Source organism: Deltaproteobacteria bacterium (assembly GCA_016180855.1).
In the GTDB taxonomy this organism is placed as follows: domain Bacteria; phylum UBA10199; class UBA10199; order JACPAL01; family JACPAL01; genus JACPAL01.
Window position 1 is genome coordinate 1 of the sequence record JACPAL010000026.1, and the last position, 14,830, is coordinate 14,830.

The window sequence follows — 14,830 nt, forward strand, 5'->3', positions numbered from 1 at the left end:
CGTGATCGCTGCCGTCAGCGTCGTCTTCCCATGGTCCACGTGCCCGATCGTCCCTACGTTCACATGCGGCTTCTTTCTCTCAAATTTGCCTTTGCTCATAAAATTTCCTCCCCCTTATTATCTTCATTTAAAAACCTTACGCCGCCGAGGCCCCCCTGACCTTGGCAACAATCTCCTCCATAACATTTTTTGGAGCCTGCTCGTAATGAGAAAACTCCATTGTGAAAAGCGCCCGTCCCTGCGTCATCGACCGGAGATCGGTCGCATAACCAAACATTCTCGCGAGCGGCACCTCAACATCGATGATCTGCATACCGGCTCGCACACTAGAATTCAATATCCTTCCACGACGCGAATTGAGGTCGCCCGCAACCGAACCAACACAATCCTCCGGTGTCTCAACTTCCAGTCTCATGATCGGTTCGAGAAGTGCCAAACCGGCCTTCTTGGCCGCCTCCTTAAAACCGATGGAGCCGGCTATCTTAAACGCCATTTCAGAAGAGTCAACCTCATGAAAGGAGCCATCAAACAAAGCGACCTGAATATCAACCATCGGATATGCCGCCAGAACTCCTCCCTCCATCGCCTCTTCAATTCCCTTGCGAACGGCAGGGATATACTCCCTGGGAATCGTTCCACCAACAATCTCATCAATAAACTCAAAACCTTTCCCCTTCTCAGTGGGCTGCACCCTTAGCCAGACATCCCCATATTGACCCCGGCCACCTGTTTGTCGAATGTATTTTCCCTCAGCCTCCGCCTTTCCCTGGATTGTCTCACGATAAGCAACCTGGGGACGCCCCACATTGGCAGCCACCTTAAATTCACGCAATAGACGATCAACAATAATTTCGAGATGAAGCTCTCCCATCCCTGAAATAATCGTCTGACCGGTTTCGTGATCGACCTTGACCCGAAACGAAGGATCTTCCGTGGCCAACTTGCCGAGCGAGAGGGAAAGCTTTTCCTGGTCCGATTTCGTCTTGGGCTCAATCGCTACAGAAATGACAGGGGCAGGAAAATCCATCGACTCAAGAATAACGGGGTTATTTTCATCACTGAGCGTATCCCCCGTTGTTGTGTATTTCAGCCCAACAACGGCGGCAATGTCTCCCGCTAAAACCTCTTTGATATCCTCTCTCTTGTTGGCATGCATCCGGAGAAGACGGCCTATCCTCTCCTTCTTGCCCTTCACCGAATTATAAGTATAGCTCCCAGCCTCAAGTCTCCCTGAGTAAACACGAAAATAAGTCAGGGTTCCAACAAACGGATCACTCGCAATCTTGAAGGCAAGGGCCGAAAAAGGCTCTTTAAAATCAGCCTTGCGCCGAATCTCCTTTGTCTTGTCATAAACATCGTGACCCCGTATCGCCTCAACATCGACGGGTGAGGGAAGAAGCTGGACAACCCCATCGAGCATCGGCTGAACCGCCTTGTTCTTGAAGGCCGATCCGCAAAAGACAGGAGTTATCGTCATTTTTAGGGTTGCGCGACGTGCCGCCTCCATAATCTCTTCATTGGAGACATTCTTCCCCTCAAGATATCTCTCCATCAAGCGATCATCATGGGAGGCTACGCTCTCCACGAGCATTTCACGACACTCGCTCGCCTTCTTTCTCAAATCCGCCGGGATCTCCTTCTCAACAATCCTGAATCCCTCTTTCTCGTCATCAAAATAAAGCGCCTTCCGTGTGACAAGATCAACAACGCCAGAAAAATTTTCCTCGGCACCAATCGGTATATTGAAAGCAACCGGAGAGGCCCCCAGGCGCTCCTTCATCATCTTGAGACATCGAAAGAAATCGGCACCAACCCGATCCATCTTGTTAACAAACGCAATCCGTGGGACACCATATTTGTTAGCCTGACGCCAGACAGTCTCGGACTGGGGCTGAACACCAGCAACACCACAAAAAACACCGACGGCACCGTCAAGGACACGAAGGGAACGCTCTACCTCGATCGTAAAATCGACATGCCCCGGTGTATCAATGATATTGATGCGGTAACCTTTCCAAAAGCATGTAGTCGCCGCAGAGGTAATAGTAATCCCACGCTCCTGCTCCTGTGGCATCCAATCCATTTGGGCAGTTCCATCATGTACCTCACCTAATTTGTGGGTGATGCCTGTATAATAGAGGACACGTTCGGTGGTCGTCGTCTTGCCCGCATCGATATGGGCAATAATCCCGATGTTTCGCGTCTTCTGAAGTATTTCCATCTCTGTAGACATTTCTCTTTAAGTCCTTTTCCGTTCCTACCAGCGATAATGCGCAAAGGCGCGGTTCGCCTCCGCCATGCGATGAACATCCTCTTTCTTCTTCACAGCCCCGCCCCTCATTTCGTGGGCATCGATGATCTCAGAAGCGAGCTTTTCCTCCATCGACCGCCCCCCCCTATCTCTTGAACTCAAAATCAACCACCGAAGCCCTAGAGAAACCCTTCTCTCCGACCGGACCTCCATTGGCACCTGATACGTCGCACCGCCAACACGTCGTGACCGGACCTCCATCACAGGCTTCACATTCTCAAACGCCTCCTTGAAATATTTCAGGGGTTCCTGACCGGTTTTCTGCCCCAATTCATTGAAGGCATCGTAAACAATCTTCTCCGCAACCGACTTTTTCCCCTGGATCATCAGCTTGCATATGAACTTCGAAACAAGCTTGTCCATGTAGCGCGGATCCGGCAACAATTCCCTCTTAACGGCCCGTGATTTTCTTGACATAAAACTCCTATCTAAGATTTCGACTGTTTTCTTGCACCGTATTTGGAGCGACTCTTTTTTCTCTTTTCAACACCACCGGTATCGAGGCAGCCTCTAATAATATGGTAACGAACGCCTGGCAGATCCTTAACACGACCGCCGCGCACTAAAACCATCGAGTGCTCCTGAAGATTATGCCCCTCACCGGGGATATAGGCGGAAACCTCCATCCCATTGGTTAACCGAACACGGGCAACCTTTCTAAGAGCCGAATTTGGTTTTTTGGGAGTCGTCGTATAAACACGGAGGCAAACACCCCTTTTCTGGGGCGATCCCATCAAAGCAGGAGCCGTTGACTTTCTTGATACCTGCTCACGTCCCCATCGAACGAGTTGATTGATTGTCGGCATATTAACCCACCGCCTCCCTTGCTATTGTTTCCATGACAAACCGTTCTTTTTCAGACTCCGCAACCTGTATCCTTAAGTCTTTATAGCGTGCCAAGCCTGTACCAGCAGGAATAAGGCGCCCCATGATAACGTTCTCCTTGAGCCCTCTTAAATGATCCGTCCGACCCCAGATTGCAGCCTCCGTCAAGACACGTGTCGTCTCTTGGAAGGATGCAGCCGAGATAAAGCTGTCTGTCGAAAGCGAGGCCTTGGTAATACCGAGAAGGAGCGGCTCTCCCACAGCCGGCTTGCCACCCTTCTTCTTCACCTCCTCATTCTGTTCGGCAAACCACTGCCGGTCGACATGCTCATCATCGAGGAAGATCGTGTCGCCCGGATTCTTGATCCGGACCTTCCGCAGCATCTGGCGCACAATCACTTCAATATGCTTGTCATTGATTTTAACCCCTTGGAGCCGGTAGACCTCTTGTGTTTCATCCACAAGGTATTTTGCCAGTTCTTTCTCACCAAGAACCTTCAGGATGTCGTGCGGATTGGAGGCACCATCCATCAACGGCTCACCGGCCTTCACGTGATCCCCTTCATGAACGGCAATATGTTTCCCTCTTGGAATGAGGTATTCCTGCGCCTCACCCACATCCGGAACGACAAGAATCTTTCTCTTTCCCTTGGTATCTTTTCCAAAAGAGACTGTTCCATCAATTTCACTAATCACAGCGCAATCCTTTGGCTTTCGCGCCTCAAAGAGCTCTGCCACACGCGGAAGACCGCCTGTAATATCTTTGGTCTTGGTTGTCTCGCGAGGAATCTTTGCCAGAATCTCACCCGCCTGGACCTCTTGTCCTTCTATCACGACAATATTGGCTCCCATCGGAAGGAGATAGCGCGCCTGCCGCCCTGATGAAACGCCAACATCCAACGTCTTACCCGATGCATCCTTGATGGAAATTCTTGGTCTAAGCCCCGGATCTTTTGATTCCTTGATAACCTTGGTGGAGAGACCTGTCACTTCGTCAACCTGCTCCTGCATAGAAACACCTTCGATGATATCCCCAAATTTTATGATTCCACTCACTTCCGTCAGAATCGGAGTGGTATAGGGATCCCATTCCGCCAACATCTCTCCCACCTTGACCCTCTGCCCTTCCTTGACAAGGAGACGCGCCCCATAAATAAGCTGATATTTCTCACGTTCACGCCCCTCCTCATCCATGATCGCAACCTCGCCATTCCGGTTCATGACGGTCAGGCTTTTTTCCTTGTTGATAACGGTATGGAGATTGTGAAACTGAATGACTCCTTCATGTCGGCTTTCTAAAGTGCTCTGTTCCACACGACGGGAGGCGGTTCCACCGATATGGAAGGTTCTCATCGTCAGCTGTGTCCCAGGTTCACCGATCGATTGGGCCGCAATAACACCGACCGCCTCTCCAATATTAACCATGTGACCACGCGCCAGATCACGCCCATAACACTTGATACAAATTCCTCGGGGGGCCTGACAGGTCAGTCCAGAACGGATACGCACCTTTTCCAGGCCGGAATTTTCAATCGAGGGAAGGTTCTCTTCACGAATTTCCTCGCCTCTCTTCGCAAGCACGTCACCTGAAAAGGGGTCACAAATATCTTCCAGGGCAACCCGTCCGAGAATCCTGCTTGAAAGAGAATCAATAATTTCTCCACCCTCCAGAAGAGCTGTCACGTCAATGCCATCCAGGGTTTCACAATCGTGACAAGAAACGATCATATCTTGAGCCACATCCACTAAACGTCTCGTAAGATAACCTGAGTTCGCTGTTTTCAGGGCCGTGTCAGCAAGACCTTTTCGCGCGCCATGGGTTGAAATGAAGTACTGCAACACGGTGAGCCCCTCACGAAAGTTCGCTGCAATGGGTGTTTCAATAATCTCGCCTGACGGCTTCGCCATGAGTCCCCGCATACCGGCCAGCTGTCTCATTTGCTGAGTTGAGCCTCGAGCTCCTGAGTCGGCCATGATGAGAATGGGGTTAAAACTCATGATTTCCTTCTTTTCTCCCTCTTTCTCAATCACATCCACACTGATCTCCTTCATCATCTGACGAGAAATATCCTCAGTCGTCTGCGCCCAAATATCGATAACTTTGTTGTACTTCTCACCCGCGGTAATAAGACCTTCCTGATACTGATTTTCGATCTCACGAGCCTCCTTATAAGCCTTCTCCAACATCTCTTCCTTCTTGGAAGGGATCTTCATATCACTAATGCAAATTGAAATGCCGGCCTTGCAGGCATTCTGAAAGCCTATATTCTTAAGATGGTCCGCCAGAAGGACCGTCTCCTTGTTGCCGGCCGTCCGGTAACATTCCTCTACCAGGTCCGCGATTTTCTTTTTGTCCATCACACGATTGACGAGAGAAAACGGAAGACCCTCGGGAATAATCTCGTATAAAAGCACACGACCGACCGTCGTTTCCTCCATCTGCCCCTCAATCCTCGCCTTGATGCGCGCATGGAGATCGACTTCCCCATGATCGTGGGCAATGCGTACCTCGTCTGGTGATGAAAATTTCATCCCCTCTCCCTTTGCAAAAGGAACCTCACGCGTCATGTAATAGATCCCCAAAACCATATCCTGGGTCGGCACGATAATCGGCTTGCCAGAGGCCGGCGAGAGAATGTTATTTGTACTCATCATCAAAACACGCGCTTCGATCTGGGCCTCGACCGAAAGGGGGACATGCACCGCCATCTGGTCGCCGTCGAAGTCCGCGTTAAAGGCCGTACAAACAAGGGGATGAAGTTGAATCGCTTTTCCTTCAATCAACACCGGTTCGAACGCCTGGATGCCAAGACGATGCAATGTGGGAGCACGATTAAGCATGACGGGATGTTCCTTGATCACTTCGGCCAAGGCATCCCATACCTCAGGCCTCTCCTTCTCAACCATCTTCTTGGCCCCTTTGATGGTCGAGACCAACCCCTTCTCTTCCAGTTTTTGATAAATGAACGGCTTGAACAGCTCGAGGGCCATCAACTTCGGTAAACCCGCTTGATGCAGCTTCAGTTCCGGACCGACGACAATGACGGACCGACCTGAGTAATCAACACGCTTGCCGAGAAGATTCTGACGGAAACGCCCCTGCTTTCCCTTGAGCATATCGGAGAGGGAACGGAGTGGCCGTTTGTTTGGACCTGTAAAAACCTTTCCACGGCGACCATTGTCAATCAGGGCATCAACCGCCTCTTGAAGCATCCGCTTTTCATTCCTAATAATGATATCGGGCGCGTTGAGTTCAAGGAGTCTCTTCAGGCGGTTGTTCCGGTTGATAACACGCCGATAAAGATCATTGAGGTCGGAGGTCGCGAAACGTCCCCCTTCCAAGGGAACCAGTGGACGAAGATCGGGAGGTATAACGGGAACGACCTCCAACATCAAGTTTTCGGGACGGTTGTTCGACTCAATAAACGCCTCTGCGACCTTGAGCCGGCGAGACATCTTTTTTCGTGTCGCCTCCGATTTGGTTGTACCAATCTCCTTACGGAGTCTCTTGATCAGTTCCTGGAGATCTATTTTTCTTAAAAGATCTCGAATAACCTCTCCTCCCATCCCTGCCTTAAACTTGTTCCCAAAATCAGCATAAGCCTTCTGGTATTTCGCCTCGGTCAGGATCTCTCCCTCGACAAGATCGGTATTACCCGGATCCGTCACCATGTAGGCCTCACAATAGAGAACCCTCTCCAGATCCTTGAGGGTCATGTCCAGAATGGCGCCAATTCGTGAGGGAAGACTTTTCAAGAACCAGATATGGGCGACCGGCGTCGCCAACGTAATATGCCCCATCCGCTCACGACGAACCTTGGAGGAGATAACCTCAACACCGCATTTCTCACAGACGATACCGCGATGCTTCATCCGCTTGTATTTGCCACAATTGCACTCATAATCTTTGACCGGACCGAATATCTTGGCACAAAATAAGCCATCTCTTTCAGGCTTAAAGGTCCTGTAATTAATCGTTTCCGGCTTTTTCACTTCACCGTGAGACCACTCGCGAATGAGCTCCGGTGAGGCAACCCCCAATTTAACTCCGGTATAGCAGAGGGGGTCTTTTGGCTTCTCAAAAAAACTGAAAATATCGGACATAGTATTCCTCCAATAAATTAAGTCTGGGCTTCTTCCAGAAGATCGACCTTTAATCCCAAGCCTTGAAGCTCCTTCACAAGAACCTTGAACGATTCCGGAAGGCCCGGCTCGAAGGCACGTTCTCCCTTCACGATCATTTCATACATCCGTGTACGTCCCAGGACGTCATCCGACTTGACCGTCAGAAACTCCTGAAGCGCATAAGCAGCTCCATAGGCCTGCATCGCCCAAACTTCCATCTCCCCGAGTCTCTGACCACCGAACTGGGCCTTTCCACCTAACGGCTGCTGTGTCACGAGAGAATAGGGACCAATGGAACGGGCATGAATCTTCTCGTCGACAAGGTGATGAAGCTTCATCATGTACATGACACCGACGGTGACGGGCTGATCGAAAGCCTCTCCGGTCCGGCCGTCGAAAAGAATACTCTGCCCCGACTCGGGCAATTCCGCTTGTCTCAAAAATTCGCGGATCTCATCTTCCTTCGCCCCATCAAAAACAGCAGAGGTGACAAAAAAGCCGTCACGGGAGATCTCCGCAAATCGCCTCATCGCCCTCTCACCGACCTCTTCCTCAAAATCGCGACCAAAGCTCTTTTTTAAAAACGCCTTCATCGTATCTTTTTTGTAGTCCTCGAGAAGCTTGGTAAGCCTCTCGCCAAGCCCACGACAGGCCCAACCCAAATGACATTCAAGGATCTGTCCAACGTTCATTCGGGAGGGAACACCAAGGGGATTTAAGACAAGATCAACGGGTGTCCCATCAGGGAGATACGGCATGTCTTCCGCGGGAACAATACGGGAAATAACACCCTTGTTTCCGTGACGACCGGCCATCTTGTCACCCACGGCAACCTTCCTTTTAATCGCCACATAAACCTTGACGATCTTAATAACTCCAGGAGGAAGCTCATCTCCCTTATGAAGCTTGGAGACTTTTTGATCGTAAACCATTCGCGTCAGCTCAATCTGTTCTTCGAGATCCTCAACCAATTCCGCAAACTCCTCTTCCAGATCAGAATCACCCACGGTGATCTCCGACCACCGGTTGACAGGAACTCCTTCCAAGGCCGATTCCGTAATCGGTTTTCCCTTGGGCAAAAGCACCTTCTCTTCTTCCTCGTCCATGATCTTTGAGGTAGAGGTCTTTCCCGAAAGAAGGGCCTTGATCTTCTTCATTGCAGCATCACGAAGCGCCTTAACCTCTCTATCCCGATCCTTAATCAGTTTTTGGGTCTCCTTATCCTGAAGATTCTTCGCCCTCTCATCGAGATCGGATCCTTCACGAGAGAAAACTTGAGTACTAATGACCGTTCCAAAACCACCCGGAGGGGCGGTCATCGAGGTATCCTTAACATCCCCCGCCTTCTCACCAAAGATGGCTCGAAGCAGCTTCTCTTCGGGAGAAAGCTGGGTCTCTCCCTTGGGGGTAATCTTGCCCACAAGAATATCGCCAGGCTTCACCTCAGCCCCCACACGAATGATGCCTCCCTCGTCCAGATTGGCGAGCGCCTCATCACCAACATTGGGAATATCCCGTGTAATCTCCTCCTTACCCAATTTCGTATCCCGGGCCGCACACTCAAACTCCTCAATGTGTACAGAGGTAAAAACGTCGTCTCGAACCAATCGTTCAGAAATGAGGATCGAATCCTCAAAATTGTATCCGCCCCAAGGCATGAAGGCGACAACGACATTCTGTCCCAACGCCAACTCCCCCAGGTACGTGGCAGGTCCATCTGCCAAGACATCACCTGTGTGAACACGATCACCGACCTTCACAATCGGCCTCTGATTAAGACAGGTGTTTTGATTGGACCTCTGGTACTTGATCAGATTATAATTCGTTAAATCCGACTTCCCTTTCTTGCGGCCTCCAGAGTCAGACTTTACAATGATCCGTGATGAATCAACCGAAACAACGGTTCCATCATCCTCGGACACCACCGTAACCCCTGAATCCCTGGCAACAATTTTTTCGATGCCCGTTCCGATCAGCGGTGCCGCCGTCTTTACAAGAGGAACTGCCTGCCGCTGCATGTTGGAACCCATGAGAGCGCGATTCGCATCATCATGCTCCAAAAACGGAATCAGGGCAGCTGCAATACTGACCAACTGATTGGGTGAAACATCCATAAAATGAATTTCCGAAGGACGCGCCATGACAAATTCACCAGCGCGGCGGCAGGAAATGACATCGCTCTGAAAATGACCCTGGCGATCGAGCACTGCGTTTGCCTGGGCAATCGTATATTTTTCTTCCTCCAAGGCAGAGAGATAGGCAACCTTGTTGCTGACCCGTCCATTCTCTACCTGACGATAAGGGGTCTCAATAAACCCAAAGTCATTAATCTGTGCATAGGTCGAAAGAGAGGCGATCAGTCCGATGTTTGGACCCTCAGGAGTCTCAATGGGACAAATACGTCCATAGTGTGTTGCGTGAACATCGCGCACCTCAAAACCGGCACGTTCACGCGTCAGACCGCCAGGACCCAGAGCGGAAAGACGTCTTTTGTGAGTCACTTCGGAAAGAGGATTCGTCTGATCCATAAACTGAGACAACTGGCTTGAGCCAAAAAATTCCTTGATCACGGCACTGACCGGTTTGGGGTTCACAAGATCATGCGGCATCAGCGTCTCTACATCCTGGAGACTCATCCGCTCCTTGATGGCACGCTCCATCCGGATCAAACCGAGCCGATACTGATTTTCGAGAAGCTCTCCTACCGAACGAACACGACGGTTTCCCAGGTGATCAATATCATCGACCTGTCCTTTGCCATCCTTGAGACCGCAAAGATACCGAACTGTTTCCATGATATCGTCCTTGGACAAAATGCCGACATCAATGGGGGTCTGAAGATTGAATTTGTAGTTGATTTTCAAGCGACCAACGGCCGAAAGATCGTATTTCACCGGGTTGAAAAAAAGGTTTTCCAGAAAGACCTTGGAGGCCTCCGGCGTTGGAGGATCTCCGGGGCGAAGACGTCTGTAAATCTCAAGTGTCGCCTCTTCAACCGAATTGATTTTGTCGGCCTGAATCGTATTCCAGATGTAGGGACCAATATTAAGATTATCCATGTAGAGAAGATCAAATTTCTCAATTTTTCTCTTCCGGAACTCACCAAATTTTTCCGGTGTCAGAGCATCCCCGCAATTGCCGACAACCTCGCCAGTCTCCTTGTCCACCACATCATGAGCCAACACCTGGCCATAGAGAGACTCCTCTTCGACAGCAATTTCCTTAAGACGCGCTGATTCAATCTTCTTGACGATTGCACGATTGAACTTTCTCCCGGCCTTGATCAGAATCTCATCTGTCTTCGGATGACGGATATCCTTCGACGCCTTCTGGTAGCGAAGGAGATCCGGAACGACACCCTTTGTGACCTTGCGCCCGTCCAGATGGATCGTCTCTTTCTGATAAAAGAAGTTGAGAAGGTCCTCACCGGAATATCCCAGCGCTTTCAGTAAAACAGTGGCCGGAAACTTGCGACGTCGGTCAATACGGACATAGAGAATATCCTTCGTATCAAACTCAAAATCGAGCCAGGAACCGCGATAAGGAATAATACGAGCCGAATAAAGAAGCTTGCCGGAAGCGTGCGTCTTTCCCTTGTCATGCTCAAAAAAGATACCGGGCGATCGATGAAGCTGGGAAACAATGACACGTTCTGTCCCGTTAATAATGAAGGTGCCCGTCTCGGTCATGAGCGGGATTTCACCAAAATAAACCTCCTGCTCTTTGACATCACGGATCGTCTGACTCTTCGTCTCGGGATCGGTATCCCAGACAACAAGACGGATAACAACCCGCATGGGCGCTGCATACGTCATGCCTCGATAGCGGCACTCCCCCACCTCATATTTTGGTTTGTCCAGGTGATAACTGACAAACTCCAGAGAGGCAGAATGATTAAAGTCCCAGATCGGAAAAACGGTCCGGAAAACACCGTTGATTCCGGTATTGTCCCGTTTTTCAAGGGGGACATGTATCTGAAGAAATTCGGCGTACGACTTCTTTTGAACCTCAATGAGGTTCGGAATCGGGATCGTCGTTTCAATCTTGGAAAAATTCTTTCTCAAGATCCGATCCTGAATCGAAACTGGCATAAAAGTCTCCCTTTAAAAGTAAATCGCGAGACAAGGAATTTCCACAATCCCCTGCTCTACAACAAACTTCGTTATTTTAACTCGACCTTCGCGCCGGCCTTCTCAAGAACATCCTTCATCTTTGCGGCATCTTCCTTGGACACACCTTCCTTCAAGGTCTTTGGAGCCCCTTCAACAAGGTCCTTGGCTTCCTTAAGACCCAGTCCTGTCAAGGCACGCACCTCCTTGATGACGTTGATCTTGTTGCTTCCTGCAGATGCCAGGACAACGGTAAACTCCGTTTTTTCTTCCTGGGCAGCAGCGCCAGCTCCGCCGGCAGCAGCGCCGGCGACCATCACAGGTGCCGCAGCGGAAACACCAAAGGTGCTTTCCAATTCTTTGACAAGCTCCGCCACCTCGAGAAGTGGCATTTGCTTGAGAGTTTCGACGATATCGGAACGACTGACTGTTGCCATTTTCCTATCCTCCTTTTGTTTTCTCAATTTCCTTGATCGCCCTCACCACCTGGGTGGGAAGAGCATTTAAAACTCGCACAAAATTTGTTACCGGCGCCATCAACGTCCCCAAGAGTTTTGCATAAAGTTCTTCCCGGGAAGGAAGGCTGGAAAGTACTTCAACCTCCTTGATCGAGATCACCTTCCCGGCAAAAAAACCGGACTTAATCTTGAGTGGTTCCAGCTCAGCTGCCTGCCGAGAAATCGCCTTTGCCAAAAGAACGGGATCCCCCAAGGCAATGGCGATAGCCATCGGACCTCTGAACTGCTCGGCCAATGAACCAAAGTCGCCCGCCTGAAACGCCTTCTTTGCAAGCGTATTTTTGATGACGTGAAACTCTCCTTCCGACTGTCGAACAGCCTTTCGAAGTGAGGTCATCTGGGCCACCGTCAAACCACGATACTCCGCCAGAATGACCGCCGAGGCCCTCTTGATACGTCCTGACAAATCTTGAACAACTTCTGTTTTTTCAATTCGGTTCATGACTCACACCTTTTCCTAGTTTGACTGAAGCTGATTGGGATCAATCTTGATCCCCGGCCCCATCGTTGTGGAGACCGTCACACTTCTTAAGTAATTTCCCTTGGAGGTTGACGGCTTCGCACGAATGATTGAATTAATCAGGCTTAAAAAGTTATCTTTGAGCTTTTCGGCACCAAACGAAACTTTCCCCAGAATCGTATGAATAACACCACACTTATCGATCTTGAATTCAACGCGCCCCGCCTGAAGCTCCTTGACAACCTGGGCTACATCAAAGGTGACGGTGCCGAGCTTGGGATTTGGCATCTGGCCTCGAGGTCCAAGAATCCTCCCCAATTTGCTGACCACCCCCATCATGTCGGGGGTCGCAATGGCCTTGTCGAAATCGAGCCAACCTTTTGTGATTTTCTCCACTAGATCCTCTCCTCCGACTGCAATGGCACCTGCCTTTTCCGCCTCTTCCTGCTTCTGACCCTTTGCAAAGGCAATGACACGAACCCCCTTTCCAACCCCGTGTGGCAAGGTAACGGCACCACGAACCATCTGGTCCGACTGCTTGGGATCAACACCTAACCGGATCGCAAGATCGACCATCTCGTCAAACTTCGCCGTCTTTGTCTGTTCCAGAAGCGTCATCGCCTCTTCAACCGCGTAACGCTTCGTCCGGTCGACCCCCGCCAATGCCTTCTTGTATTTTTTGCCTGACATAACGACTGTTCCTTTCACCCTACTTAACATCAATCCCCATACTTCTGGCCGTCCCCTCAACCGTTCGAATCGCCATCTCCAGTGAGTTGGCATTGAGGTCGGGCAGTTTCATTTTTGCAATCTCCTCCACTTGAGCCTTTGTAACCGTTCCAACCTTGTCACGATTCGGTTGACCGGATCCCTTCTCTATCTTTGCCGCCTTCTTTAACAAAACAGAAGCCGGAGGGGTTTTAAGAACAAAGGTAAAACTTTTGTCCTGATAAATCGTGATGAGAACCGGAATGATGAGCCCCTTCTCCATCTTTTGAGTCCTCGCGTTAAACTGCTTGCAAAACTCCATAATATTAACCCCATGTTGACCCAAGGCAGGTCCTACTGGCGGGGCCGGATTTGCACCCCCCGCAGGGCATTGCAGCTTAACAAGTGCTTGTATTTTTTTAGGCGCCATCTTTATATTCCTTGTGTCTCTCCAGCCTTCTAATTTTTTTCCACCTGCATAAAGTCGAGTTCAACCGGTGTCGACCTTCCAAAGATACTAACCAGAACCTTAACCTTCCCTTTCTCAGGTTTCACTTCGTCCACAACACCATTAAAGTTGGTAAAAGGACCATCCACCACGCGAACCGACTCTCCCTTCTCAAAGGAGACCTTCGGTTTCGGCTTGAGGGTCCCCTCACTAATCTGCTGGGTGATGCGGGCCACTTCTTCATCAGCAACGGAGGGAGGCATCTTACCTCCCCCAACGAAACCTGTAATTTTCGGTGTCTCCTTGATAATGTGCCACGTCTCATCATTGAGCTCCATCTTGACGAGAATATAGCCCGGAAAAATCTTCCGGCTGGAGGTCTTCTTGACCCCATTTTTCATCTCCACAACGTTCTCGGATGGGATAAGAACGTCACCAATAAGAGACTGCATACCCAAATTCTTTACCTTCTCTTCCAAGGCTTTTTTGGCCTTTTGCTCAAAACCCGAATAAGTATGAACAACGTACCACTGTTGTGCCATAGTCATTTAAAACGAGAACACCTGTCGTGCCATCGTTCCCCAGACAAAATCCAAAAATGCCAGCAGGAGAGCCGCCACACCAACGAGCGCCAAAACGACGCCTGACGAGGAGACTGTCTCCTTGCGAACTGGCCAAGTTACTTTTGCCAACTCAACAACCACCTCATTAAAAAACCGATTTGCCTGACTCCAATAACGCGTTGTAATCGCAACGGAAACAGCGAGGAAAAATGCGATCAAAACCTCAGGACTCACGGGCATATCAGTGCCCCACTGAGGTAACGCGGCCAACATCCAGACCTCAGCCAGCAAACGGGAAAGGAACAAGAAAACAAGCCCCCCTCCCAGTATCAAGCCCAGATTGACCCAGCGCTGTGTTTCCATCTTACTTAGATCCTCTCGACTGCACTCCACTCACCCTACTTAAAAGACTGCAGGGGAGACAGGGTTCGAACCTGCGACCCCCGGTTTTGGAGACCGGTGCTCTACCAGCTGAGCTACTCCCCTATTTCGTCTCCTTGTGAGGAGTGTGCTGCCTGCAGAACCGGCAATACTTTTTGATTTCAAGCTTGCCCGGTGTCTTCGTCTTATTCTTCGTGGTTGAGTAGTTCTTTCGCTTACAACCACTACATTCCATCTGAATAATAACTCGCATTTCAGCTCCTCATCTTCTCAATTCTACTCCACCACCTCAGCGACGACTCCGGCACCGACCGTATGACCTCCCTCTCGAATCGCAAACCGCAGCTCCTTGTCCATCGCAATCGGTGTGATCAGATCCACA

The 14,830-nt window shown here is 50.2% G+C and carries 14 protein-coding genes and 1 tRNA gene; all 15 read right to left on the reverse strand.

Annotated features, from left to right (window positions below; all coding sequences use genetic code 11):
• A partial coding sequence (locus HYT77_10590; protein MBI2068441.1) for an elongation factor Tu occupies nt 1-99 on the reverse strand: 99 nt, incomplete at its 3' end.
• A 37-nt stretch (nt 100-136) separates the two neighbouring features.
• Nucleotides 137-2,233: an elongation factor G gene (gene fusA, locus HYT77_10595; protein ID MBI2068442.1), complete on the reverse strand. Its 2,097-nt coding sequence runs from the start codon at nt 2,231-2,233 to the stop codon at nt 137-139.
• Nucleotides 2,234-2,257: 24 nt separating this feature from the next.
• A complete protein-coding gene (gene rpsG / locus HYT77_10600) occupies nt 2,258-2,728 on the reverse strand; it encodes a 30S ribosomal protein S7 (GenBank protein ID MBI2068443.1) in 471 nt (156 codons plus the stop codon).
• Nucleotides 2,729-2,739: 11 nt separating this feature from the next.
• The gene (locus HYT77_10605) at nt 2,740-3,117 is read right to left on the reverse strand and encodes a 30S ribosomal protein S12 (protein MBI2068444.1); all 378 of its coding nucleotides are present in this window, start codon (nt 3,115-3,117) and stop codon (nt 2,740-2,742) included.
• A 1-nt stretch (nt 3,118) separates the two neighbouring features.
• Entirely contained in the window at nt 3,119-7,240 is a 4,122-nt protein-coding gene (gene rpoC, locus HYT77_10610) for a DNA-directed RNA polymerase subunit beta' (protein ID MBI2068445.1), read from the reverse strand.
• Nucleotides 7,241-7,257: 17 nt separating this feature from the next.
• Complete coding sequence (gene rpoB, locus HYT77_10615; GenBank protein ID MBI2068446.1) at nt 7,258-11,352, reverse strand: DNA-directed RNA polymerase subunit beta; 4,095 nt, start codon at nt 11,350-11,352, stop codon at nt 7,258-7,260.
• A 71-nt stretch (nt 11,353-11,423) separates the two neighbouring features.
• Nucleotides 11,424-11,807 carry a 50S ribosomal protein L7/L12 gene (gene rplL / locus HYT77_10620; GenBank protein MBI2068447.1) on the reverse strand — a complete coding sequence of 128 codons (384 nt, stop codon included), beginning with the start codon at nt 11,805-11,807 and terminating at the stop codon, nt 11,424-11,426.
• Nucleotides 11,808-11,811: 4 nt separating this feature from the next.
• The gene (rplJ, locus tag HYT77_10625; protein ID MBI2068448.1) at nt 11,812-12,330 is read right to left on the reverse strand and encodes a 50S ribosomal protein L10; all 519 of its coding nucleotides are present in this window, start codon (nt 12,328-12,330) and stop codon (nt 11,812-11,814) included.
• A gap of 15 nt (nt 12,331-12,345) precedes the next feature.
• Entirely contained in the window at nt 12,346-13,038 is a 693-nt protein-coding gene (locus tag HYT77_10630) for a 50S ribosomal protein L1 (GenBank protein MBI2068449.1), read from the reverse strand.
• 19 nt (nt 13,039-13,057) lie between these two features.
• Nucleotides 13,058-13,486, reverse strand: a complete 429-nt coding sequence (gene rplK, locus HYT77_10635; GenBank protein MBI2068450.1) for a 50S ribosomal protein L11 — start codon at nt 13,484-13,486, stop codon at nt 13,058-13,060.
• Nucleotides 13,487-13,515: 29 nt separating this feature from the next.
• Entirely contained in the window at nt 13,516-14,046 is a 531-nt protein-coding gene (gene nusG, locus HYT77_10640) for a transcription termination/antitermination protein NusG (protein MBI2068451.1), read from the reverse strand.
• A 6-nt stretch (nt 14,047-14,052) separates the two neighbouring features.
• The gene (gene secE / locus HYT77_10645; GenBank protein MBI2068452.1) at nt 14,053-14,307 is read right to left on the reverse strand and encodes a preprotein translocase subunit SecE; all 255 of its coding nucleotides are present in this window, start codon (nt 14,305-14,307) and stop codon (nt 14,053-14,055) included.
• 173 nt (nt 14,308-14,480) lie between these two features.
• A tRNA-Trp gene (locus HYT77_10650) sits at nt 14,481-14,553 on the reverse strand.
• Entirely contained in the window at nt 14,552-14,701 is a 150-nt protein-coding gene (rpmG, locus tag HYT77_10655; protein MBI2068453.1) for a 50S ribosomal protein L33, read from the reverse strand. Before rpmG ends, HYT77_10650 begins: the two co-directional genes overlap by 2 nt.
• 23 nt (nt 14,702-14,724) lie before the next feature.
• The coding region (locus tag HYT77_10660) for a hypothetical protein (protein MBI2068454.1) at nt 14,725-14,830 on the reverse strand (106 nt) is incomplete at its 5' end.